We start from the raw sequence: 22,520 nt of genomic DNA on the forward strand, positions 1-22,520 counted from the left end.
TGGGGCGCCTCGAAATCCGTAAGAGTGCCGTGTTTGTTCCGTCATCATCCCCCAGACCCGACGCCGGGCCTCCATCCCAGTGCTGCTTCGATCCGGTCCCACAGGGGCACGGGGCCGCCCTGCCGGACCGTCCACCTGCCGTCATGGGCGATGAACGCGGCGAAGGACTCCCGGTCGGGGTCGAAGAGGTGGCGCAGGGGCGTTCCGCCGCTCCGGGCGGCACCTTCCGCGTTGCCGTCGTCGTCCACGGTGACCTTGGCCAGGCCGGTTCTCCAGCATCCGTGAACGCCTGGACGACTGGCGGTTCGGGCGCATGCCTGCGGCGCGGCAGCCGGTGTGCCGCACCGCACCGGATGGAGATGACCGTCGGCCCGCCTCGGCTTGTCAGCGGGTGAGGTGTTCGGCGAGGAGCCATCCGGTGGCGGTGTAGGCGGCGAGGGTGGCGGTGATGACGAGCACGGTCCGTAGGAGGCGTATGGCCCGTGCGGCGCCGTCATCAGGGCGCATGCGCTGTGCGGGCCCGGCGCCGGAACGGGAACGGGAGCCGCGACGGGGACGGGAGCCGGAACAGGAGGCGCAGCCGGTGGCGGAGGCGGTCGAGCCAGCGGGGTTTGCGGTGTCTGTGGCGGTCGGGGTGGTCCGGGGGTCGCGCGTGGCGTGGTGGTGGGTAGGCGGACAGGGGCAGGGGCAGGTATCCGGGGGCGGGCTGGGGTGTTGGTTGGGGTGCGAGTACGGGTGCGGGTAGGGGTACGGGGAGTGCTCTGAGGGTGTATCGGCCGCTGAAGTCGTTGGCGGTGAGGGTGAATTCGGCTCCGGCGAGGAGGCGTTCCCGGGCGGTTCTCTGGGCTTGGGGGGTGTGGCACCAGATGCGGAGGGTGGTGGGTACGTCGGGGTCGGGGGACCATACGGGGGTGAGGGTTCCGCGTGGTGTCCATGCGGTTCCCGGGCCGGGGTCGAGGCCGTTGGCGATGCGGCGGGCCTGCTGGCGCAGGAAGACCAGGGCGGCGTCGGCGGTCACCGCTTGTCGGGCGGCGAGGACGACCCGTACCAGGGCGCCGGTGGCGGTCGGTCCTTCGCAGACCACGGTCACGTTGTAGAAGCGGGCGGTGCTCATGCCGGGCGCCACCCGTCCGGGGGTGTGGCCGGGGGGCGTTGGCGGCGGTGGAGTTCGGCGAGGGCCCGGAGCTGGGTGCGTTCGCGTTCGGTCGCGGGGCGTACGGCGTTCAGGGTGGCCTGCCAGGTGTGCCCGGAGGGGCGGACGAGGCAGACCAGTGATCCGGCGAACGAGCTGATGACGCCCGGCATTTCGGTCCGCCGGTCGTACACCGCCATCCCGACCCGCAGACCCGACAGAGCAGGCAGCGAGGACGACTCGGGAGCGGAAGAGGCGGAAGGGGTGGACGGGGCGGAACGTAGGCCCCGGCGGCGCGGCGGGTAGCGCGGCGGGACGGGCGGTTCGGGTGTCATCCGGAGTCACCGGCCCGCCGGTGCGGGTGCGCCGCGATCTGCCGCGCGCAGTGGGCCACGCTGGCCTCCCCGATCCCCCGGCGGGCATTCTCCCGCCGCCGGTCCCACCAGTCGCAGAGGTCACAACCGGGCACCGGGGCCAGGTCAATCGGGGTGCGGATCAGGGCCGGCGGGATTTCCGGACGGTCCGGATCACGCGTCAACTCACCTTCAAGCGGGCTGCGTTGGGGTTTCCGACTGTTGGCGAAACCGATGTCGCCGGACACAGGGCCACTCCTCTCTGTAGTGAAAGCACTACCAGGGGTGGTCAGGTTGGCCTAGAATCAGGAGGGCCTCAACGTTCGAGCGAAGGGGAGAACATTGGTAAACCGTAAGGAGTTGAACCCTGACGCGAGCCCGGAGGCGGCGTACGGGGCACGACTGCGCAGCGCACGCGAGGTGCGCGGCTGGAAGCAGGACGACCTTGCTGTGCGGATGGGATATTCAGGGCGGCATATTTCGGGGGTCGAAACTTGCAACAAACCGCCAACCCGCAATTTCTCGATCGCCGCTGACGTCGCATTCGGGATCACAGGCACAGAGGACGCCTTCGAGCGCGAATGGCAGCAGATCGAGCACGGCGTACTGTTGCAGGGGTTCCCGGAGTACGTGGGGCACGAGGGGCGGGCGGTGGAGATCCGGCTGTTTCAGGTGGGACTCATCCCTGGCCTGTTGCAGACGCCCGAGTATGCGCGGACGGTGGCCGACGGCGAGGTGCAGCGCGGGGCCATCACGCCCGAACAAGCCGAGGAGCGCGTCTCCTTCCTCATGAAGAGGCAAGCCGCGCTGGCGCGCCCCCGGCCGCCCATGGTGCTGGTGGTCATGGACGAGAGCTGCCTCCGCCAAACAGTCGGCGGTGCCGAGGTGATGGAAGCGCAGTTCCAACGGCTGGCCGAAGTCGCCGCTCTCCCCAACTGGGTACTCCAGGTATCCCCCTTCGAGATAGGGGCGCGGAGGTCGTTCAACCTGCCGGTCAACCTCCTCACTCTGGCGGACCGGTCCGTGGTCGCGTACGCCGAGGCGCAGACGCGGGGGCACTTGGAGCGCGAAGTCACCTCCGTCGTGCCCATACTGACGGCCTACCATCAACTACAGGCCGAAGCACTGTCGCAAGCGGCATCCGTGGCCATGATCGAGCAGCTCCGAAAGGGCATCCTGTGACGACCGAGACTTCCCCCCACTGGTTCAAGTCCTCCTACAGCAGCAACGGCGGCGACTGCGTGGAGATCGCCGCCAACCTCGCCGCCTCACACGGCGTGATCCCCGTCCGGGACTCCAAGGACCCGCACGGCCCCGTCCTGGGCTTCCCGGTCGGCCCGTTCGCGTCCTTCGTCGCGGGCATCAAGACAGGCGAGTTCGGCACCGTCTGATCACCCGGCGCAGCGGGTACCGGTTCACCGGCCCCCTGCGCCCCCGATCGAACAGAACCGAAAGGGCATCCCGTGACGACCGAGACTTCCCCCCACTGGTTCAAGTCCTCCTACAGCAGCAACGGCGGCCAGTGCCTGGAGATCGCCGACAACCTCGCCGCATCGCACGGCACCGTCCCCGTCCGGGACAGCAAGAACCCGAGCGGCCCCGTCCTGGGCTTCCCCGTCGGCCCGTTCGCTGCCTTCGTGACGGGCGTCAAGACAGGCGAGTTCGGCACCGTCTGATCACCCGGCGCAGCGGGTACCGGTTCCCCGGACCCCTGCGCCAGATAAACTCCCAGGCCAACAAGCCTCGGCCCCGCGCACGCGGGGATGGTCCCCAGTGGGCCAGCGCGGCGCGGGCGCAGAGCGTGTTGGCGATGTCGGACCGCTCCCCGGGAAGCCGAGTTCGTTGTGCGGGCCGGTGTGAGGCTGCGGGTGGGGGGTGGATGGGTGCGGGGCCGGTTGCCTTGCGGGGCACGCGGTAGTGGAGTGGGGTGGTGGCACGCCGTCTCGGCGTCCGCCCGCCGTCCGTTTGCCGGGACTCAGGCCCCGCTGTTCACTGTTCGTCGTTCGGCGAGCGGTTCCGGCCGAGGGGTATCCGTGGTGGGCCCGGTACGTTTGGGCGCCCTGAGGGCGGCCCCCTTCCAGCTCTGATTGTCGCGGCTCCGGTCCGGGTATCAAGGGCGCTCCTTCGTCGCGTCGGCTGCGCCGATTCCGCTGCGCTCCACCCTTGACACCCGGCCCTCCGCCACGTGAAGAGCTTCCGGGAGGGGGCCGCCAGGGGAAAGACTCCCCCTGCAACGACACGTCTGTCGCCCGGGCCGCCCGCAGGCTGCGGCTCGGCTCGCCCTGCGGGGCACGCGACAGTGGAGTGGGGTGGTGACGCCTCGGCTAAGCGTCTGATCGCCGTCCGTTTGCCGGGACTCAGGCCCCGCTGGTCACCCATCTCTTTCGCCCACCCCGGTCACGGCCGAGAGGTAGCCACGGTGATCCCGGGTGCGGGATATCAGCTCTGAAAAAGGAGGGCCGAAGGCTCCTTCTGGTTGTCGCTTTTCGCGCACGCGGCCCGCGTCTCCCGTCCCGGGGGGGCCCGGATCAGCCGGGAGCCCTGCGTTGCCATAACGGGGTGCGTGAGTGGTGCCGGGATGTAGCTTTCGGGACACGTCCCGCCCAGGGGGCGCCTCCTGAGTCACAGGCATGCCCAGCAGTCACACCCGTTACGGAAAAAGGGGCGGTGAGTGTCCTGGCGCCCCTGGCAGAGGCGGACCCCGAGGGGCGTGCCCCCTGACCGGGGTGCAGGGCATCGGCTCTGGGAAAAGGTGGGCCGGCAACGGAGCCCCACCAGCGACAAGCCAAAGCCAGACGGAGCCTTCGGCCCACCTTTTTCAGAGCCGAGCCCCCGCACCCGGGATCACCATGGATACCCCTCGGCTGTAACGGGGGTGGGCAACGATGGCGGGTGAACAGCGGGGCCTGAGTCCCAGCAAACGGACGGCCGGCGGACGCTTAGCCGAGGCGTCACCACCCCACTCCACTGCCGCGTGCCCCGCAGGGCGAACAGCCCGCAGCCTGCCGACGGCCCGGACAACGTACATGCTTGGGCAGGGGGAGTCCTTCCCCTGGCGGCCCCCTCCCGGAAGCTCTTCACGCGGTGGAAGGGCGCGGGTCAAGGGTGGAGCGCAGCGGAATCGGCGTAGCCGACGCGACGAAGGAGCGCCCTTGACGCGCGCCCTGGAGCCGCGACACTCAGAGCTGGAAGGGGGCCGCCTCTGGGTGCCTATACGTATCGGGCCCACCACGGCTACCCCTCGGCCTGAACCGGGGTGGACGAACGACGAACAGCGACCAGCGGGGCCTGAGCCCCGGCAAACGGACGGCGATCAGGGATCAGATCACCCGGAAGATGTCTGCGGTGCCGTGGACGTCCGTCAGGTCCTCGACCGACCTCAGGTTGTCGCAGAGCGCCTCCAGTACCGAGCCCGCCCCGGCGACGCGCGGGGCGCCGACCGCCACGCCGAAGAGGCGGAAGCCCAGCCGGTGTCTCGCCTCGTTCCAGCCCCGGGTCCACTCCTCCGTGACCCCGCACTCGTCGTCCGTGATCAGCACGATGTCGCCGTGTGTGCGGCCGGTCGCCTGGTACTCCTCCTCCAGCACCTGGCCGGCCACCGACAGCGGGGCCTGGTAGCTGGTGCCGCCGCCCAGGAAGGTCTCGGCGAAGTCGAGGACGTCCGCGATGCCCGGGGCCCGGCCGGAGGGGAAGCGGAAGACGCGGATCCGGTCGGCGGACGAGAAGAGGATGCCGACGAAGTCCCGGCCCCCGCGCCGGGCCTGGTCCAGCAGGGCCAGCGCGCACGCCTTGGACCACGCCTCCCGGGTGACCCCGCCGGGCCCCGCCTCGTACATGGAGTGCGAGGTGTCCACGCAGGCGATGACCGCGCCCCGGCCGCTGGGCCGCTCCCCCTCGGTGTCGTACAGCATCAGCTCCCCGGCGGCGTACCGCGCGGCGAACACGGCGCGCAGCGCGGGCACTCCGAGGCCGGCCAGCTCGGAGGGGATGACCCGGGAGAGGTCGTCGCCGAGGGTCACCCCGATCAGCTCCCCGGTGCCGTGCTCGACCTTCCTGGCCCGCTCCGCGTCGGCCATCTGCCGGAAGCGGCCGATGAGTTCGGCCCACTGGGCGAGCCGCCCGGTGCGCAGCCGCTCCGCGAGCCTGGCCCGCCGGTCGAACGGCAGCCGCTCCAGCTCGCCGGGGCCCACGCCCCAGGCCCGCATCAGCGCGGCCTCCTCCCGGACGCTCCGGGCGGCGCTCGCGGTCCCGCTCCTGGCCACCGCACGGAAGCCGGGGGCGGGGGGCGCGGCGAGGGTCCGGGCCGTTCCCTCGGCGGCCCGGCGGGCGGCGGCCTCGGCGGTGGCGACAGCACGCCGTACGGTGTCGGCGGCTTGCCCCGGTACGGTGCCGTCCGCGCCCGCCTGCGCGGCGGCCCGCTGGAGCGCCTCGCCCACCGCGTCCGCCGCGTCCGCCGCGTACCGCTGGGCCTGCCGCACCCGCTCGCCCTCCTCCTGCGCGGCCCCGTCGCGCTCCAGCAGCTCGCGTACGGCGCCGGCCTGGGCGAGGACGGCGAGGGCGGCGGCGTACGGGTCCCCGGCGGTCTCCCGGTGCAGTTCGGCGTGGTCCGGGGAGTCCAGCAGGGCAGCGAGGACGTGGTGGTTGACCAGGTGGGAGGGGGACATGGCGGTACGGTCGCGGAGCTCGGGGCGGAGTTTGTACGCGGCCAGGAACACATCGGCGAGGAGATCGGCGGCGGGGGCGTGCCGGGCGCTCAGCTCCGCGTCCAGTGCGCGCAGGGCGGCGGACTGCTCGTATGTGTCGTGCCAGGCGATCCGGTCGAAGCGGTCCGCGACAACGGCCCCGGTGTGGAGCGCGGGTGTCGCTTCGGCCCCGCCGATCCAGGGCGCGGCCCGCCCCGCGAGCACATCGAGGCGTACGGGCGGCGGACCGGCGGGGAGCAGGGGATGCGCGGGGGCCGGGGTGGGAGTGGTGATGGGGGTGGGAGTGGTGGTGGGAGCGGGGGTGGGAGCGGTGCCGGGACGGTTTCCGGGGGCGGGACCGGTTCCGGTGCCGGGGGCGTGGGGCGGTGTGGATGACATGGGCGGCTTGGGAGGCATGGGTGGTGTGGGCGGCGGCGTGGGTGGCATCTCAGAACTGGGTCTGGACCATGCTCGCGTCCATGCCCAGCGCCTCGGTGAGGACACGGGCGCGGACGGCGCGCTGGCGGGCGGTGACGCGGTCGATGGCGGCGGTGGAGCGGCCCGCGCCGGCCGCCTCCGCGCGCAGTTGCTCCAGCCGTTTGCCCGTCATGGCGAGCCGGTGGTGGGCCTTCTTGATGACCCAGTCGCTCAGCGCCTCGCGGGACTGGCCGGCCATGGCGTCGAGCTGGGTCTCCAACTCTTCGATGGCGTCGGCGAGATCGAGGGCTTCCTTGGCGTCGGGGTTGACCATGTGCAGCACTTCGCGCTCGACGGTGGGGCGTTCGGCGGGCGAGTCCCACAGCACGTGGGTGAGGACCGACAGGTCGGTCTCGGCGACGGCCGTCCGGCCGTCGAGGTACGCGGACGCCTGGAGCAGGGCGACAGCTTGCCGCCAGCGCCGGTCGGAGGCGACAAGTTCCTTACGGCGCAGGGCGGCCCGGAGAGTGCAGACGGCGTCCACGATCGCGTCGGGCACCTCGACGGCGGGCACCCCCTCGGTCACGGCACGCCGCAGCTCCGCCAGGCCGACCGTGGTCCGTACGGGCGCGGCGGGGCGGCTGACGGCGGAGCGGACCAGCGCGGCGAAGTTGGCGGGGTCCTCCAGGTAGCCGACCTCGATCCGGACGAGGAGGCGGTCGTAGATCGCGGCCGAGTCCTCCCCCGCCGGCAGCTCGTTGCTGGCGGTGATGGCGCCGATCAGGGGGCAGCGGATCGGCTCGCCGCCGCTCTCGGGGTGGTAGATCCGCTCGTTGAGATATCCCAGGGTCTCGTTGAGGGCGGCCGTGGAGCACTTGAAGATCTCGTCGATGAAGGCCACGTGCGCCGTGGTGGCCCGGCCGTCGTAGACCTGCCGGTACTCGCCCCGGGCCAGCGCCGCGACATCGACGGGCCCGAACATCCGGGTCGGCGCGGTGAACTTGGAGAGCAGGATCTCCCAGTACGCCGCCTCCTCGATCCGGCCGGTCAGCTCCCGGGCCAGCTCCGACTTGGCGGTGCCCGGGGGTCCGAGGAGGAGGGAGTGCTGCCCGGCGAGGAGGGTGATCACGAGCGTACGGACGACGTCGTCCCGCTCGTAGAACCGCTCCGACAACTCGCCGCAGATGGCGCGGAGCCGACGGGCCGTCTCCTCGGGGCGAGCCGTCTCCTCGGCGCGGGGAGTGCTTTCGGGGCGGGGAGTGCTTTCGGGAGCGGGGACGTCCGCTTCCCCGCCCGCCTCCGCCGCCTCCGCCGCCTCGGCTGCCCCCGTGGCTTCCGCCGCCTCCGCCGCCCCCGCAGCCCCCGTCGCCTCCACCTCTTCCGTCTCCACCGACCCCTCGGTCCGGCCCGCGTTCTCCGCGTCCTCCGCGTCCCGAACATCTCTCATGTCCCGCGCGCCCATCGTCCGTCAACTCCATCTCTCCGTAGCCCTGCCCCCCGAAGCTACGACGGAGCGACCTGTGAACGCCTGCGGCGGAACGCCTACCGCCTACAGCTTGGTCTGGAAGACTCCGGCGGGCCGTTCGCGCCGGTAGCCGAGCGCCTCGTTCACCGCGAGCATCGGACGGTTGTCGTCCGCGACGACCGTACCGATCTCCCGCACGCCTGGCAGCAGTTCGTGCAACCGTTCCAGATGGTGGCGCTTGACGGCACGCCCCAGACCGCGCCCCCGGTGCGACGGGACGACGAGGGTGTCGAGCTGGACGGCCCGGGTGTCCCCCGGCGCGGCGAGCGCGACCTGTGTGAACGCGACGATGTCGTCCCCCGTCCCCGAACCCGACCCTGGCCCTGACCCCGCCCCCGGATCCAGCACGGCGGAGGTGAGCAGCATCCCGCCCCGCGCCTCGACCACCCGGGCCGCCGCTCTGATCCTGTCGGTGTCCCAGTGGGGGGTGCGGCCGTCCAGGCGGCCCCGCTGGAGCTCGGAGAGCGGTTCGTGGGCGCGGGTGAAGGCCGCCGTCAGATGGTCGGGGACGACGCCCCACCAGTCGGTGAAGCGGAGCCCGGCCGGGAGCGCGGGGCGGTCCGGCAGCGGTATGCCCTCCAGGACGGGGCGGACCCGCTGCACGTACCGGCCGAGCGGCAGGACGTTGGTGAAGCCGAGGCTGTCCACGAACGCCTCGCCCGCGCCGCCGACTTCGAGGACGGTGGAGACGGAGGCCCGGCCGTCCGCGACGAGTTCGGCGCGGACCGCCGCCCAGAGCGCGGCGCCGATCCCCCGCCGCCGCGCGTCGGGCCGTACCACCAGGGTGTCGAGGGAGGCCGTATGGCGGTTGACCGCCTCGCCCGGCAGGACGAGCGAGGCGATCCCCTCGTACGACCCGTCGGGCGCCGCCCACGCCCAGTGGACGGTCCGCGCGCCCACCGGCGGGACCCGCAGCTTCCCCTCCGTCTCGATCCGGCTGCGCTCGGGGGTCGAGGCGGGCAGATCACGGGCGTGCGCCGCGGCGGCGATGCCGTACCAGGAGTCGGTCTCGGCGTCCGAGGGCGGAGTTCCCAGAGTGATCAGCATGGACCGAACCTACGCGTGCGAGAGGGGCGACGCCCCGGGGTTACGGGGACATCCGGGCGGGGACGGGCACCGGCATGGACAGAGGGCACTGCGGCACAACACAGACCCGAGGCATGGGCGCCCGGCATATTCGCGTCACCGCCCGCCCCCGCCACGTTTCTCTTCTCTGACACGGTTTTACTTCAGGAAGCGCCGCTTCGGAAGGCGTCGCCGGAGATGCGGCGCAAAGCGTCGCGTCAGGCGTCCGCGTTCTCGGTGACGGTGACCCTGCCCTTGCGGATCGTGGCGAGCCGTGGGGCACGGCGGGCGATCGCGCTGTCGTGCGTGACCATCACGAAGGTGAGGCCGTGCTCCTTCCACAGCCCCTCCAGCAACTCCATGATCTCGTCGCGCATCGACTCGTCCAGGTTGCCGGTGGGCTCGTCGGCGAGGAGCACCTTAGGACGCTTCACGAGGGCCCGCGCGATGGCCACACGCTGCTGCTGACCTCCGGAAAGTTCGCTTGGCACATGCCCGAGGCGTTCCGCGAGCCCGACCGACTCCAGCGCCTGCGCCGCCTGTTCGCGCCGGGCGGCGCCCTTGAGCCCGAGGGGGACGAGGGCGGTCTCGACGTTCTCCTGCGCGGTGAGGGTGGGGATGAGGTTGAAGCTCTGGAAGACGAAGCCGATGGACTCGGCCCGCACCTTGGTGAGTCGGGATTCGGACAGCCCGGCCAGATCCACCCCGTCGAATTCCACGCTTCCCTCGGTCGGCCGGTCGAGGCCGCCGAGCATCTGGAGGAGGGTGGACTTGCCGCCGCCGGTGGGGCCCTTGATGACGAGCCGGCCGCCGTCCTCGATCGTCAGGTCGACGCCGTCGAGCGCCGTGACGGTCTGCTTGCCGCGCGTGTAGCGCTTGGTGACGCCTCTGAGCTGGTACACGATTCAACTCCTGCTGTACGGAATGCTGTTGGTGACCCGGGCCCGGGTCGGACGGTACGGATGGGCGCCGTACGCGCTCACTCGACCCGGCGCAGCGCGTCCGCCGGGCGGAGCCGGGAGGCGCGCCAGCCGCCGAAGCCGCCCGCGATCAGGCCGCCCGTGACCGCGAGCGCCACGGCGAGGCCGATGGTGGCGACGGAGACGGGGGCGGAGAGGGCGATGTCGAGCGTCTTCGCCGCGACCTGCCGGCCGGGACCGCCGCCGCCCATCGGGCCGCCGTTGACGACGAGGCCGCCCCCGCCGCCCCGGCCGGCCCCGGAGGCGAGTTCGGCGGTGAGGGTGGGGCTGATGGCGGTGATCAGATAGGCGCCGCCGAGGCCGAGCGCGATCCCGAGGACGCCGCCGAGCAACCCGTTGACCAGGGCCTCGCCGACGACCTGCCGGGTGACCCGGCCGCTCTTCCAGCCGAGCGCCTTGAGCGTGCCGAACTCCCGCACCCGGCGGCTGACGGCCGAGGAGGTGAGCAGCCCGGCCACCAGGAAGGCGGCGATCAGGACGATGACGGAGAGCCACTTGCCGACGGTGGTGGCGAGCCCGGAGGCGGTGGAGAGGGAGCCGGAGACGGTGTCCGCGAGATCGGCGGAGGTGGTGACGGTGGTGTCCGGGATGTTCTTCTGGATGGCGGACTTGACGCTGTCGATCTGCTGCGAGTCGGCGGTCTGCACATAGACCGTGGTGACCTTGTCCTTGGCGTCGGCCAGGGTCTGGGCCTTCTTCAGCGGGATGTAGAGGTTGGCGGCGGCGTCGCCGCTGTCGGCGGTCGCGATCCCGATGATGGTGAACTTGGTGCCGGAGATGGTGACGGTCTTGCCGACCGCCAGGGACTTCTCCTTGGCGTAGGCGCTGTCGACGACCGCGACGGCGGCGTCGGTCTCACCGGTCTTGAAGGTACGGCCGCTGGTGATCTTCGAGGAGGTGAGCGGGCCGAGCGCGGGCTCGGTCACGTCCGTACCGTAGACGGTGTACGAGTTGACGTCGAACGCCGCGCCCCCGCCCCGGACTTCACCGCCGGAGCCCCCGGAGCCGCCGGGTCCGCCGGTACCGGCGCCGCCTCCGCCGGGGCCGGACTCGTTCGTGGAGCCGCCGTCCCGCTGGGCGAACTCGCCGCGCTTGAACTGCCCGTTCACCTTGAGGACGTTGAGGCTGAGCCCGCCCACGGCGGTGGCGACGCCGTCCTGCTTCCGGACCTTGGTGACGGTCGAGGAGGCGAGCGTCTGGAAGCCCTGGACCATGACCCGGTCGCTGCTCTGCTCGGCGTCGGAATCCTGGTCGTTGGCGTCGAACTCGAAGCGCCGCCGGTTGGTCTCGCCCTCCCCCGGCGGGGTGGCGGCCTTCGTGACCGTCATGTCGGTGCCGAGCCCGTAGAGCGACTGGAGGACCTTGTCCTGGGCCTGGGTCATGCCGGCGGAGACGGAGTTGACGACGATCACCAGGGCGATGCCCAGGGCGAGCCCCGAGGCGACGACGAGCGCCGCCTTTCTGCGACGGCGCAGCTCGCGCCTGAGGTAGGTGAAGAACATGGGCGTGAAGCTAGGGGCCCGTTGTGATGGCCGGATAAGCCCTGGGTGAGAGCGGGATGAGAACGCGAACGGCGGCGGTGACCAGGAGGTCACCGCCGCCGTACAGGACGGAACTGTCAGGCCGGGGCCATCAGGCTATTGCGGCCATCAGGCTGCCGGGGCCATCAGGCCTCGAAGCCTGCCATCAGGCCTCGGAGCCGGCCGTCAGGCCTCGAAGCCTGCCATCAGGCCTCGGAGCCGGCCGTCCACTCGGACCAGCTCAGGTTCCAGCCGTTGAGCCCGTTGTCCGGCTTGATCGTCTTGTCCTTGGAGTTCTTGACGACGACCACGTCACCGACGATCGAGTTGTCGTAGAACCAGGCGCCGGGCTGGTTCGGGTCGCCCGCGCCCTTCACGTCCGCGAGGCCGATGCAGCCGTGGCTGGTGTTGACGCTGCCGAAGACCGAGCGGGCGCCCCAGTAGTTGCCGTGGATGAAGGTGCCCGAGGTGGAGAGGCGCATGGCGTGCGGGACATCCTTGATGTCGTACTCGCCCTTGCCGTCGTCGTCCGTGAAGCCGACCGTCGCACCGTTCATCCGGGTCTCCTTGAACTTCTCGGAGATCACCATCTGACCGTTGTACGTGGTGTTGTCGGGCGACCCCGCGGAGATCGGGATGGTCTTGATCGTCTTGCCGTCCCGGGTGACGGTCATCGTCTTCGCCTCGGCGTCGACCGTGCTGACCTGGTTGCGGCCGATGGTGAAGGTGACCGTCTTCTGCTGCACGCCGGTGACGCCCGGGGCGCCCTCGACACCGTCCAGGGCGAGCTTCAGGGTGACGGTCGAGCCGCCCTTCCAGTACTCCTCGGGGCGGAAGTCGAGCCGGGTCCCGCTGAACCAGTGGCCGACGACCTGCTGGCCGCTGCTGGACTCGACGGTGATCGCGTCCTGGACGGCCTTCTTGTCGGTGATCGCCTTGTCGAAGTTGATCGAGACCGGCATGCCGACGCCGACGGTGGAGCCGTCCTCGGGGGTGAAGTTCCCGATGAAGCTGTTGCTCGGCGAGACGGTGGTGAAGGAGGTGTTCTCATGGGCCTGGCGGCCCTTCGCGTCCTTGGCGGTGGCGGAGATCTTGTACGCGGTGGAGCGGGCGAGCTGGCCGTCCGGCTGCCAGCTCTTGGAGTCGTCGGCCATGGTGCCCTTGACGGCGGTGCCGTCGGCGGCGGTCATGGTGACCTCGGTCAGCTCGCCTTTGTCGACGGAGACCTTCGCGTCGTTGTTGATCCCGACGTTGGTCGCACCGTTCTTGGGCGCGATGGTTATCTGCGCCTCCGAGGTCTCCTTGGCCGCGGCTGCGTCGGCCTGCACCTGTGAATCGGAAGTCTTCGAGCTGCCGGCGCCCTTGTCCTCACCGTCGCCGTTACACGCCGAGAGCACCAGTACGCCGCCGAGCACCGCGGACGCGACCATGAGGCCCTTGCGCCGCTTGCTGTCCGTCATCACACGCTTCTCCATCATCGCCGCTGAACCCTGCCGATAACCTTTAAGAACGCCTGTCCCGGCCGGCCGGGTTCCACTTCACCCGGCATTGTGGTGGACACCACTCGCGGCGGTCCACCCTGGCCTACCAGAGTCGCATGCCCGGGCGCGGGCCCCGCCCCACCCCCGAAAACAGGCCCCCTGACGGACTCCGTGTCCTGGCGGCCGAGAAGTTGGCTAGCATCTCCTCGACCCAGTCGTCGACCCTGTCGTCCCCGTCAATTCGACGTTGCCGCACCGGCGTTGCCATGCGGTGCCGCCCCAAGGGAGATCCATCACGTGTCCGTCGCACGGCGACCGCTGCTGACGGCTACAGCGGCCGGAACGCTGCTCTGCGCCCTCTGGTTCGTCCCGTCCGCGAACGCCACCGTCGAGCGGGGCGGCGCGGGCCCGGCGGAGCGGTCCGTGACCCCCGCGCCCTCCTCCGCCCAGCCCCTCAGCCTCGAAGCCTCCTCCGCGGGCACCGGGGACGGCACCGGTCCCGGGGACGGCACCGGCACCGGCACCGAGCCCGGCGACGGCGCTTCAGCGGCCGGGGAGGTCTCCGAGGTCGGCGACGGCGCCACCACCGGCACCACCATGGGCACCTCCGGCACCGAACCGCTCTCCGAGCCGGGCCCGGACGAGCTGCGCCTCGCGGACACCGGGGGCGTCGACACCATGCCGTATCTGCTCGGTGGCACCCTGTCGCTGGGCATCGGGGTGGCGTTCGTCACGTACTCGCTCCGCAAGAGCGCGACCACCCTCTGATACGGGAGCCGCCCCCCTGACAAGGCGGCTCCCCGCCCTCGGGCCTCACCCGAGCGCCCCGGTGACCCCCTCCACCACCTCCACCAGCCGCCCGTCCCGTACGAACGCCTCCGCCCCGGCGAGATCGGGCGAGAGGAACCGGTCCGGTCCCGGCCCCTCCACCCCCGCTTCCCGCAACGCGTCGATCACCGCGCGGGAGGCGGGCGCGGGCGTCAGCCCCTGCGTGCCCTCGCGCAGCTCGACGGCGCGGGTGGCCGCGTAGAGCTCGACGGCGAGGATCCGGGTCAGGTTGTCGACGGCGGTACGGAGCTTCCGCGCCGCCGACCACCCCATCGAGACATGGTCCTCCTGCATCGCCGAGGACGGGATCGAGTCCACCGAGGCGGGCGCCGCCAGCCGCTTCATCTCGCTGACCAGCGCGGCCTGCGTGTACTGGGCGATCATCAGCCCGGAGTCGACCCCCGGGTCGTCGGCGAGGAAGGCCGGCAGCCCGTGCGAGCGGGCCCGGTCGAGGAGCCGGTCGGTACGGCGCTCCGCGATGGAGCCGAGGTCGGCGGCGACGATGGCGAGGAAGTCGAGGACGTACGCGACGGGGGCGCCGTGGAAGTTGCCGTTGGACTCCACGCGCCCGTCGGGCAGCACCACCGGGTTGTCCACCGCCGAGGCCAGCTCGCGGTCGGCGACGGTCCGCGCGTACGCCAGGGTGTCCCGCCCGGCCCCGGCGACCTGCGGCGCGCACCGTACCGAGTAGGCGTCCTGGACCCGGGGCGCGGAGTCGGCCTGAAAATGCCCGGTGAGCCCGGACCCTTCCAGCACCCGCGCCATGTTCTCCGCACTCACCCCCTGCCCCGGATGGGGCCGGATGGCGTGCAGCTCGGGGGCGAGCACCTTCGCGGTCCCCAGCAGCGCCTCCAGGCTGAGCGCGGCGGTGATGTCGGCGGAGGTGTAGAGCCGGTGCAGATCGGCGAGGGCCATGACCAGCATCCCGAGCATGCCGTCGGTCCCGTTGAGCAGCGCCAGCCCCTCCTTCTCCCGCAGCTCGACCGGCGCGATCCCGTACGCGGCCAGCAGCTCCCCGGCGGGCCGTACGACCCCGTCGGGCCCCTCGGCGTCCCCCTCCCCCAGCAGCGCCAGCGCGCAGTGCGAGAGCGGCGCGAGGTCGCCGGAGCAGCCGAGGGAGCCGTACTCGTGGACGACGGGGGTGATGCCCGCGTTGAGCACATCGGCCATGGCCTGCGCGACCTCGGGGCGTACGCCGGTATGCCCGGAGGCGAGCGTCTTGAGCCGGAGGAACATCAGCGCCCGTACGACCTCCCGCTCCACCCGGGGCCCCATCCCGGCGGCGTGCGACCGGACGATGTTCCGCTGGAGCCGCCCCCGCAGCTCCACCCCGATATGCCGGGTGGCCAGCGCCCCGAACCCGGTGGACACCCCGTACACCGGCTCCGGCTTCGCCGCCAGCGCGTCCACCACCCCCCGAGCGGCCCCGAGCGCGGCCACCGCCGCCCCGGACAACTCGACCCGGGCCAGCCCCCGGGCGACGGCGATGACGTCCTCGGCGGTCGTCCCGGACGTCCCCACCACGACAGTTCGCATATCCATATTCAGGAGCGTACGCACTGAATCAAGGGGTGTCACGAGAGAGCCCGGGGCCCGCCGCCAACCCCCGCAATCCCACTCCCCCATCCGCACCTAAGGCGGCGGCGCGTCCCTGAAGCGGCGGCGGTCGCGGTCGGGTGGGGTCGGGGTGTCGGCGAGGGGGAGGACGGTGTTGTCGCGGCCCGCGACCACCGGGCCCCGGGCGCGCAGCGCCTTCGCTCGGTACTGGGCGGCGTCGGCGAGGCGGAAGAGGCGGCGGGCCGTGGGGACCTCGCCGATGGGGTCGCCGGTGGAGGCGATACCGCAGGCCACCCCGTGGCCGAGCTCCAACTCCGCCGCGCGGGCGCAGAGTTCGGCCGCCGCGGCGATCACCTCGTCCGCCGTCGGGCCGGTCGCCAGCAGGCAGAACTCGTCGCCGCCGAGGCGCGCGGCCAGGGCGCCGGGGAGGCGGGCGCCACAGACGGAGAGGAGGGAGGCGAAGCGTTCCAGCAGACGGTCGCCGACCGCGTGGCCCAGGGTGTCGTTGACCTGTTTGAGGCCGTTGAGGTCGCAGACGACCAGGCTGACCACGGCGCCCTCGCGCTGGTACGCGCCGATCGCCTCGTCCAGCCGGGCGTCGACCGCGCGCCGGTTCGCCAGCCCGGTCAGCGGGTCGGTGAAGGCGAGCCGCCGGACCTCCTCCAGCCGTTCCGTCTGGGCCAGGCCGGCCGCCACCACGGAGGCGATGACCGTCGCGTAGTCGGCGTCGTCCGCGCCGAAGAGCGGAGCCCCCACCGGCCGCGCCACGTACAGCTCGCCCCACGCCCGGCCGTGCAGCACGATCGGCGCCACCACACAGCACCCCCGGCCCCGCCTGCGGAGCGCGGCGACCCGCTGGTGGCAGTAGCCGGGGATGCCGGGCGGGCGCAGCGGGCCCTCCGTCGTCTCCACCCACGCGTTCGGGCCGCCGCCGCCCGCCCACCTCTCGTGCAGGAACTCCGCGATCTCCGGGAACTGGTGGACGGGGTACGACTCGTCCTCGGGGAACTCTTCCTCGCCCTCGGCCCGTTCCCCCGCGTTGACCAGCACTTTGAGCCGCCCGAGTCCCCGCTCCCAGACCGACAGCGCGGCGAAGGTGCCGGACAGCGCCTCGCACGCGCCCCCGGCCGCCGCCCGCCAGGACTCCCGTGCCGTCGGGGCCGCGGCCATCGCCTGGGCCAGTGCCACCATGGCGCGCAGTCGCCCATCCACTCCCATCACCCCACCTTAGGGCGCTTTGGGGTGATTTGATCACCCGAGGCGAGCGGGGACCCGGGAAGGCCCGGGGGGAGAGCCGGGAGGACCGCCCGGGAACGTCCACGGGGGCGTTACGCCGCGTGCGTACCCCTCATACGCCGGGCCACCTCGGCGCGCGCTTCTCGTTGAACGCCGCGACACCCTCCGCCCGGTCCCCGGAGAAGGCGACCGTCCGCCAGGCGGCGTCCTCGATCTCCAGGCCGGCCCGCAGCTCCTGCCCGTACCCGAGCCGCAGGGCGCGCTTCGCGGCCCGTACGCCGACGGGCGAGTTCGCGGCGATACGGTGCGCGAGCGCCAGCGCCTCGGCCCGGTCCGTACCCTCCTCCACCAGCAGGTCCACCAGTCCGAGCCCGGCCGCCTCGGCCGCCGGCACCCGGCGCGCGGTGAAGATCAGCTCGGCGGCGCGGGCGGCCCCGACCCGACGCGGCAGGAGCTGCGTACCGCCGCCGCCGGGGAGCACCCCGACCGACACCTCGGGCAGCCCGACCACGGCGCTCGGGTCGGCGACGATCAGGTCGCAGGCGAGCGCCAGCTCGAACCCGCCGCCCAGCGCGTAGCCGTGCACGGCGGCCACCGTCGGCATCGGAAGCTCCAGGACGCCGGTGTACGCGGCGCGCGCGACGGGGCGCGTACGGAGGAGTTCGGCGTCGCTGAGCCCGTTGCGCTCCTTCAGGTCGGCGCCGACGCAGAAGGCGCGCGGGGAGGTGGAGGTGAGGACGGTGACCCGGACGGCGTCGTCGGCGGCGAGCGCCGCGCAGGCGGCGGCGAGCGAGCGGGCCAGCGCGGTGGAGACGGCGTTCATGGCCCGGGGGCGGTCGAGCACCAGCTCCGCCACGTATCCGTCCGCCGGATCCGTTCCGGCCACGGCGTGGCGCCGTACGGTCACATGCTCGCCGAAGCCCGCCGACCCCGTGAGCGCCTCACCGGCTGCCCCATCGGCCGTCCCACCGGCCGCCTCACCGGCTGTCCGGCCGGCCGTCTCCCCGGCCGCTTCGCTCTCCACAGGCACAGCACCCTCCCAGTCAACGGTGTTAACGACGGTTCACCGGGGGTGATCCTAAGTCGTCCGCCGCCCCAGATGCCATGGCTCCACCACACCGAGCCCGCGCACCGGCCGCTGCCACATCGGCTGGAGGCCGAAGCGGTAGGCGGGCGGCACCTCGCCCTCCTTCTCGGCCTGCGCCGCCGCCTCCGCCGCCTCCGTCTCCGAGGCCGGGGCGTCGCCCGTCCTGATCAGCTCCTCCGCGAACGCGCCGTCCACCAGCACCGTGTCCTTCGGCGCTATCGACGTCAGCCGGCTCGCCAGGTTCACCGTCGTACCGAAGACGTCGCCCATCCGCGTGGTCACCGTGCCGAAGGCGATCCCGACCCGCAGCGCGGGCATCGTCTCGTCGTGCGTCATGGTCTCTATCAGCCGCAGCGCGATCTCGGCGGCCGTACCGGCGTCGTCCGCCGCGTACAGCACCTCGTCGCCGAGCGTCTTGATCAGCCGGCCGCCGTGCGCCGCGACCAGGTCGGCCGAGGTGGTCTCGAACGCCTCGACCAGCTCGCCCAGCTCCTCCTCCTCCAGGCGCCGGGTCAGCCGGGTGAACCCGACGAGGTCCGCGAAGCCGACGGCGAGCCGCCGGTCGACCATCTCGTCGTCGTCCGCCGCCTGCACCACCCGCCCGGTCGCCGCGGCGAGCTGCCGCCGCCAGACGTAGACGAGGAACTCCTCCAGCTCGGGCAGGAGCAGCTCGATCAGCGGGTACGTGACCTCGGTCCTGGTCATCCCCGGCTCGGGCGGCTCGGTCAGCCCCTCCAGGAAGGAATCGATCTGCCACTCCGCCAACCGGGCGGTCGTCTGCCCCGTCGACCGCGCGACCTGGATCGCCATCGGCTCGCTCAGCAGCCCCGCCTCGACCAGCCCGGAGAGCCGCCGCAGCGCGAGGACGTCCGCCTCGGTGAGCGCCTTGGCCTGGCCGATGTCGGCGAAGCCCATGGCGCGCCAGAAGCGGGAGGCGAGGTCCATGGAGACCCCGGCGGTCCTGGCCGCCTGGAACGGCGTGTAGCGGCGCTCGGCCCCCAGGATCAGCTGTTCGAGCCGGATCGCGAGCGGGTCGTCGGTCGGCTCCGCCGTGTGATCGACGACATGGTGCGGGGTCGGGTGGCCGGCCTGATGGCCCGAGGAGCCCGGCCGCGGGGGCTCCGCGCCGGAAGCCGCGTCATCGACGGTCACCAGCCGCCTCCTGCCCGTTCCCTGCGCACTCGCCCTGCCGATCTGTCGTGGATCGCCTCAACGATACGGCAGATGTGCGCTGGCTCACGTCGATGGGTGGTATGAGACGGTCCGTCCGGAGGTACGGGCGGGCGCGCGCGAAGCACGCCACCCCGCCCCCGTGCCACGCCCCGCCACCGGAGGGGGCGCGGTGCCCCTGGACTATGCCGCGCGTACGTGCACGGGCCGCTCCGCGCGCCCCCCGTACGTACCGACGCGCCCGGACGTACCGACGCGGCCCGTGCGTGAAGGCCGACGGCCCTACACGCCCCGCACGTGGACGCCGACGGCCCTACACGCCCCGCGCGAGAACGCCGACGGCCCTACACGCCCCGTACGTGGACGACGTCCCCCGCGCCCACCGGGTGCCGCTCCCCGTCGTCCGTCGCGACCACCAGCCGCCCGTCGCCGTCCACCGCCACCGCCTCGCCCAGCAGCTCGCGTCCCCCGGGCAGCTCCGCCCTGACCCGGCGCCCGAGGGTGGCGCACCCGGCGGCGTACGTCTCCTGGAGGCCGGAGGCGGCCGGGTCGCCGCCGGACGCCGTCCAGGTGCCGTACCACTGCTCCAGGGCCCGCAGTACGGCGCGGAGCAGCGTGTCCCGGTCGAGGGACACGGCGTTGGCCAGGGCCAGCGATCCGGCCGTCGGTACGGGGAGTTCGTCGGCCCGCAGCGAGACATTGACGCCGACGCCCACCACGACCGCGTCCCCGGCACCGCCCCCGGAAGCCGCCACGCGCTCCGCGAGGATGCCGCCCGCCTTGCGCTCCGCGCCGTCCACCGTGACCAGGAGGTCGTTCGGCCACTTCAGGGCGGTGTCCACGCCCGCCGCCCTGGCCAGCCCCGTCGCGACGGCCACCCCGGTCAGCAGCGGCAGCCAGCCGAGCCGTTCCGCCGGCACCTCCCGGCCCGGCCGGAACAGGGCGGAGAAGAAGATCCCGGAGCGCGCGGGCGCCGACCAGCGCCGGTCGAGCCTGCCCCGGCCCGCCGTCTGCTCCTCGGCGATCAGCACCGCGCCCTCGGCCGCGCCGGCCGCCGCCCGCGCCGCGAGGTCGGTGTTGGTGGAGCCGGTCGCCTCGACCACGTCGAGCGAACTCCACAGGCCGCCGGGCCGGATCAGGGCGCGGCGCAGCGCGCGGGCGTCGAGCGGAGGGCGTTCGAGGTCGGACCAGCGGCCGGAGGCACCGGGGGCATCTGTCATGCGGGCCACCCTAGGCGCGGGCGGGAGGTGTGGCAGACGCCGCACTGCCGAACGACAGGGGCGCCGATACGCTACGGATCAGTAGCATCGCGCCAGTCGTACGATCATCAGCGCCCGAGCACCCCGAACACCCTGAGCACACCGAACACCCTGAGCACCCCGAACACCCAGAGCACACCGAGCGCACCGAGCACCCCGATTCACACCCGTGACCCGCAGGGAGCCGCACCCCGATGTCCGAACCGGAAACCACCGCCGCCCGCCCCCCAGCCACCCCGCGAGCCGAAGCCGAACCCGGAGGCGAAGCCGCCCCGCCGCCCCTCCACACCACCGCCGGCAAACTCGCCGACCTGCGCCGCCGCACCGAGGAGGCCACGCACGCCGGTTCCGCGCGGGCCGTGGAGAAGCAGCACGCCAAGGGGAAGCTGACGGCGCGCGAGCGGATCGGACTCCTCCTGGACGAGGGGTCGTTCGTCGAGCTGGACGAGTTCGCCCGGCACCGCTCCACCAGCTTCGGCATCGAGAGGACCCGCCCGTACGGGGACGGGGTGGTCACCGGGTACGGCACCGTCGACGGCCGCCCCGTCTGCGTCTACTCGCAGGACTTCACCGTCTTCGGCGGCTCCCTCGGCGAGGTCTACGGCGAGAAGATCGTGAAGGTCATGGACTTCGCGATGAAGACCGGCTGCCCGGTCATCGGCATCAACGACGGCGGCGGCGCCCGCATCCAGGAGGGGGTGGCCGCGCTCGGCCTCTTCGCGGAGATCTTCCGGCGCAATGTGCACGCCTCCGGGGTCGTCCCCCAGATCAGCCTGATCGTCGGCCCCTGCGCGGGCGGCGCGGTCTACTCGCCCGCGATCACCGACTTCACGGTCATGGTCGACCAGACGGCGCACATGTTCATCACCGGGCCCGACGTCATCAAGACGGTGACGGGCGAGGACGTCGGCTTCGAGGAGCTGGGCGGCGCCCGTACCCACAACACGACCTCCGGGGTCGCACACCACATGGCGGGCGACGAGAAGGACGCCATCGAGTACGTCAAGTCGCTGCTCTCCTACCTCCCTTCGAACAACCTCTCCGAGCCGCCCGCCTTCCCCGAGGAGGCCGATCTCGCGCCGACGGACGAGGACCGCGAGCTGGACACCCTCATCCCGGACTCCGCGCACCAGCCGTACGACATGCACACGGCGATCGAACGGGTGCTGGACGACGGCGAGTTCCTGGAGACACAGGCGCTCTTCGCGCCGAACATCATCACCGGCTTCGGCCGGGTGGAGGGCTTCCCGGTCGGGATCGTCGCCAACCAGCCGCTCCAGTTCGCGGGGTGCCTGGACATCAACGCCTCGGAGAAGGCCGCGCGGTTCGTCCGTACGTGCGACGCCTTCAACGTACCGGTGCTGACGTTCGTCGACGTCCCCGGCTTCCTGCCCGGCGTCGACCAGGAGTACGGCGGCATCATCCGGCGCGGCGCCAAGCTGATCTACGCGTACGCCGAGGCCACCGTCCCCCTGATCACGGTGATCACCCGGAAGGCGTTCGGCGGCGCGTACGACGTGATGGGCTCCAAGCACCTGGGCGCCGATCTCAATCTCGCCTGGCCGACCGCCCAGATCGCCGTCATGGGCGCGCAGGGCGCGGTGAACATCCTGCACCGCCGCGCGATCGCCGCCGCCGGGGACGAGGAGGCCCAGGAGACCCGGCGCGCCGAGCTGATCGAGGAGTACGAGGACACCCTGCTCAACCCGTATGTGGCGGCCGAGCGCGGCTATGTGGACGCGGTGATCATGCCGTCGCAGACCCGGGCGCACCTGGTACGGGGGCTCCGTCAGCTCCGTACGAAGCGGGAGAGCCTGCCGCCGAAGAAGCACGGCAACATCCCCCTCTAGAACACCCCTGCAGCCGGGAAGGAGCTGGTCATGATCAAGGTGGTACGGGGCAACCCGACCCCCGAGGAGCTGGCCGCCGCCCTGGCGGTGGTCCGGGCCCGCGCCGCCGGAGGCGCGGCGGCCGGCCCCCCGTCGTCCGGCGCGTCCGGCGCGGCACGGCCCCCGGGCGCCTGGTCCGCCCCGGCCCGTATCGCCCGCGCCCGCCTCCCGAGGCCGGGCCCGGGAGCGTGGGCCAGGACGTACTGGCCGGGGTGAGACACCGGGTGGGGCGGGGGGGGGGGGGGGCGCGGGACCAGGGGACCCCCCCCCCCACGCGGGCAGAGGAGTAGAAACTGAGTTGTGGGTGTGCAGCAACCACGACCCCCCCCCCACACCGGC

Annotated in this window: 22 protein-coding genes; 6 read left to right on the top strand and 16 right to left on the bottom strand. The window is 72.5% G+C overall.

All coding sequences use genetic code 11. The features are described 5' to 3' along the window. Positions 1–44 precede the first annotated feature (44 nt). The 5 genes from AB0O07_RS16420 to AB0O07_RS16440 all read right to left on the bottom strand — a co-directional run bounded on the left by AB0O07_RS16420 (position 45) and on the right by AB0O07_RS16440 (position 1,733). On the bottom strand, positions 45–248 hold the full coding sequence (locus tag AB0O07_RS16420) for a hypothetical protein (RefSeq protein ID WP_365632909.1): 204 nt from the start codon (positions 246–248) through the stop codon (positions 45–47). A 136-nt stretch (positions 249–384) separates the two neighbouring features. Then, positions 385–507, bottom strand: a complete 123-nt coding sequence (locus AB0O07_RS16425) for a hypothetical protein (RefSeq protein ID WP_365632912.1) — start codon at positions 505–507, stop codon at positions 385–387. Beyond that, positions 497–1,114, bottom strand: coding sequence for a hypothetical protein (locus tag AB0O07_RS16430; RefSeq protein ID WP_365632915.1), 618 nt, complete (start codon positions 1,112–1,114; stop codon positions 497–499). The genes AB0O07_RS16425 and AB0O07_RS16430 overlap by 11 nt, the downstream gene beginning before the upstream one ends. Continuing rightward, positions 1,111–1,467 (bottom strand): hypothetical protein, encoded by a 357-nt coding sequence (locus AB0O07_RS16435; protein WP_365632918.1) that lies wholly within the window; start codon positions 1,465–1,467, stop codon positions 1,111–1,113. The genes AB0O07_RS16430 and AB0O07_RS16435 overlap by 4 nt, the downstream gene beginning before the upstream one ends. Then, on the bottom strand, positions 1,464–1,733 hold the full coding sequence (locus AB0O07_RS16440) for a hypothetical protein (protein WP_365632921.1): 270 nt from the start codon (positions 1,731–1,733) through the stop codon (positions 1,464–1,466). Before AB0O07_RS16440 ends, AB0O07_RS16435 begins: the two co-directional genes overlap by 4 nt. 94 nt (positions 1,734–1,827) lie before the next feature. Between AB0O07_RS16440 and AB0O07_RS16445 the strand changes: the two genes are divergently transcribed. From AB0O07_RS16445 to AB0O07_RS16455, 3 genes are all read left to right on the top strand, one after another. Continuing rightward, positions 1,828–2,667 (top strand): helix-turn-helix transcriptional regulator, encoded by an 840-nt coding sequence (locus AB0O07_RS16445; RefSeq protein ID WP_365632924.1) that lies wholly within the window; start codon positions 1,828–1,830, stop codon positions 2,665–2,667. Further along, positions 2,664–2,876: a DUF397 domain-containing protein gene (locus AB0O07_RS16450; RefSeq protein WP_365632927.1), complete on the top strand. Its 213-nt coding sequence runs from the start codon at positions 2,664–2,666 to the stop codon at positions 2,874–2,876. Before AB0O07_RS16445 ends, AB0O07_RS16450 begins: the two co-directional genes overlap by 4 nt. A gap of 72 nt (positions 2,877–2,948) precedes the next feature. Beyond that, positions 2,949–3,161: a DUF397 domain-containing protein gene (locus tag AB0O07_RS16455; protein WP_365632930.1), complete on the top strand. Its 213-nt coding sequence runs from the start codon at positions 2,949–2,951 to the stop codon at positions 3,159–3,161. A 1,644-nt stretch (positions 3,162–4,805) separates the two neighbouring features. Here AB0O07_RS16455 and AB0O07_RS16460 read toward each other — a convergent pair. The 6 genes from AB0O07_RS16460 to AB0O07_RS16485 form a co-directional block, all read right to left on the bottom strand. Beyond that, a complete protein-coding gene (locus AB0O07_RS16460) occupies positions 4,806–6,566 on the bottom strand; it encodes a VWA domain-containing protein (RefSeq protein ID WP_365632933.1) in 1,761 nt (586 codons plus the stop codon). A gap of 49 nt (positions 6,567–6,615) precedes the next feature. Next, positions 6,616–8,031, bottom strand: a complete 1,416-nt coding sequence (locus AB0O07_RS16465) for an AAA family ATPase (protein WP_365632936.1) — start codon at positions 8,029–8,031, stop codon at positions 6,616–6,618. Between the two features lie 102 nt (positions 8,032–8,133). Next, on the bottom strand, positions 8,134–9,156 hold the full coding sequence (locus tag AB0O07_RS16470) for a GNAT family N-acetyltransferase (RefSeq protein ID WP_365632939.1): 1,023 nt from the start codon (positions 9,154–9,156) through the stop codon (positions 8,134–8,136). 236 nt (positions 9,157–9,392) lie between these two features. After that, the gene (locus AB0O07_RS16475; protein ID WP_365632942.1) at positions 9,393–10,076 is read right to left on the bottom strand and encodes an ABC transporter ATP-binding protein; all 684 of its coding nucleotides are present in this window, start codon (positions 10,074–10,076) and stop codon (positions 9,393–9,395) included. Positions 10,077–10,153: 77 nt separating this feature from the next. Continuing rightward, positions 10,154–11,656, bottom strand: a complete 1,503-nt coding sequence (locus tag AB0O07_RS16480; RefSeq protein ID WP_365632946.1) for an ABC transporter permease — start codon at positions 11,654–11,656, stop codon at positions 10,154–10,156. Positions 11,657–11,880: 224 nt separating this feature from the next. Next, the gene (locus AB0O07_RS16485) at positions 11,881–13,149 is read right to left on the bottom strand and encodes an Ig-like domain-containing protein (protein WP_365633133.1); all 1,269 of its coding nucleotides are present in this window, start codon (positions 13,147–13,149) and stop codon (positions 11,881–11,883) included. Between the two features lie 303 nt (positions 13,150–13,452). Between AB0O07_RS16485 and AB0O07_RS16490 the strand changes: the two genes are divergently transcribed. Further along, entirely contained in the window at positions 13,453–13,923 is a 471-nt protein-coding gene (locus tag AB0O07_RS16490) for a hypothetical protein (RefSeq protein ID WP_365632949.1), read from the top strand. Between the two features lie 45 nt (positions 13,924–13,968). Here the strand turns inward: AB0O07_RS16490 and hutH are convergent, their stop codons facing one another. The 5 genes from hutH to AB0O07_RS16515 form a co-directional block, all read right to left on the bottom strand. Beyond that, positions 13,969–15,525 carry a histidine ammonia-lyase gene (gene hutH / locus AB0O07_RS16495; RefSeq protein WP_365632953.1) on the bottom strand — a complete coding sequence of 519 codons (1,557 nt, stop codon included), beginning with the start codon at positions 15,523–15,525 and terminating at the stop codon, positions 13,969–13,971. Positions 15,526–15,615: 90 nt separating this feature from the next. Next, entirely contained in the window at positions 15,616–16,758 is a 1,143-nt protein-coding gene (locus AB0O07_RS16500) for a diguanylate cyclase (RefSeq protein ID WP_365632956.1), read from the bottom strand. 130 nt (positions 16,759–16,888) lie between these two features. Further along, on the bottom strand, positions 16,889–17,683 hold the full coding sequence (locus tag AB0O07_RS16505) for an enoyl-CoA hydratase-related protein (RefSeq protein WP_365633136.1): 795 nt from the start codon (positions 17,681–17,683) through the stop codon (positions 16,889–16,891). Between the two features lie 171 nt (positions 17,684–17,854). Further along, on the bottom strand, positions 17,855–19,015 hold the full coding sequence (locus AB0O07_RS16510; RefSeq protein ID WP_365632959.1) for an adenylate/guanylate cyclase domain-containing protein: 1,161 nt from the start codon (positions 19,013–19,015) through the stop codon (positions 17,855–17,857). Positions 19,016–19,377: 362 nt separating this feature from the next. Further along, a complete protein-coding gene (locus tag AB0O07_RS16515) occupies positions 19,378–20,253 on the bottom strand; it encodes a biotin--[acetyl-CoA-carboxylase] ligase (protein WP_365632962.1) in 876 nt (291 codons plus the stop codon). A 233-nt stretch (positions 20,254–20,486) separates the two neighbouring features. On the opposite strand from AB0O07_RS16515, the gene AB0O07_RS16520 reads away from it, so the two are divergent. Further along, positions 20,487–22,142, top strand: a complete 1,656-nt coding sequence (locus AB0O07_RS16520; RefSeq protein WP_365632965.1) for an acyl-CoA carboxylase subunit beta — start codon at positions 20,487–20,489, stop codon at positions 22,140–22,142. 30 nt (positions 22,143–22,172) lie between these two features. Continuing rightward, the gene (locus AB0O07_RS16525; RefSeq protein WP_365632968.1) at positions 22,173–22,397 is read left to right on the top strand and encodes an acyl-CoA carboxylase epsilon subunit; all 225 of its coding nucleotides are present in this window, start codon (positions 22,173–22,175) and stop codon (positions 22,395–22,397) included. Positions 22,398–22,520: the final 123 nt, after the last annotated feature.

The organism is Streptomyces sp. NPDC093085 (assembly GCF_040683935.1).
Taxonomy (GTDB): domain Bacteria; phylum Actinomycetota; class Actinomycetes; order Streptomycetales; family Streptomycetaceae; genus Streptomyces.

What these genes read in the sequence shown, in the direction of transcription:
- AB0O07_RS16525 (WP_365632968.1), top strand. Translation starts at nt 22,173, where the DNA reads ATGATCAAGGTGGTACGGGGCAACCCGACCCCCGAGGAGCTGGCCGCC.
- AB0O07_RS16435 (WP_365632918.1), bottom strand. Translation starts at nt 1,467, where the DNA reads ATGACACCCGAACCGCCCGTCCCGCCGCGCTACCCGCCGCGCCGCCGG.
- AB0O07_RS16425 (WP_365632912.1), bottom strand. Translation starts at nt 507, where the DNA reads ATGCGCCCTGATGACGGCGCCGCACGGGCCATACGCCTCCTACGGACC.
- AB0O07_RS16480 (WP_365632946.1), bottom strand. Translation starts at nt 11,656, where the DNA reads ATGTTCTTCACCTACCTCAGGCGCGAGCTGCGCCGTCGCAGAAAGGCG.
- AB0O07_RS16520 (WP_365632965.1), top strand. Translation starts at nt 20,487, where the DNA reads ATGTCCGAACCGGAAACCACCGCCGCCCGCCCCCCAGCCACCCCGCGA.
- AB0O07_RS16430 (WP_365632915.1), bottom strand. Translation starts at nt 1,114, where the DNA reads ATGAGCACCGCCCGCTTCTACAACGTGACCGTGGTCTGCGAAGGACCG.
- AB0O07_RS16515 (WP_365632962.1), bottom strand. Translation starts at nt 20,253, where the DNA reads ATGACAGATGCCCCCGGTGCCTCCGGCCGCTGGTCCGACCTCGAACGC.
- AB0O07_RS16465 (WP_365632936.1), bottom strand. Translation starts at nt 8,031, where the DNA reads ATGAGAGATGTTCGGGACGCGGAGGACGCGGAGAACGCGGGCCGGACC.
- AB0O07_RS16460 (WP_365632933.1), bottom strand. Translation starts at nt 6,566, where the DNA reads ATGTCATCCACACCGCCCCACGCCCCCGGCACCGGAACCGGTCCCGCC.
- AB0O07_RS16500 (WP_365632956.1), bottom strand. Translation starts at nt 16,758, where the DNA reads ATGGGAGTGGATGGGCGACTGCGCGCCATGGTGGCACTGGCCCAGGCG.
- AB0O07_RS16470 (WP_365632939.1), bottom strand. Translation starts at nt 9,156, where the DNA reads ATGCTGATCACTCTGGGAACTCCGCCCTCGGACGCCGAGACCGACTCC.
- AB0O07_RS16485 (WP_365633133.1), bottom strand. Translation starts at nt 13,149, where the DNA reads ATGGAGAAGCGTGTGATGACGGACAGCAAGCGGCGCAAGGGCCTCATG.
- hutH (WP_365632953.1), bottom strand. Translation starts at nt 15,525, where the DNA reads ATGGATATGCGAACTGTCGTGGTGGGGACGTCCGGGACGACCGCCGAG.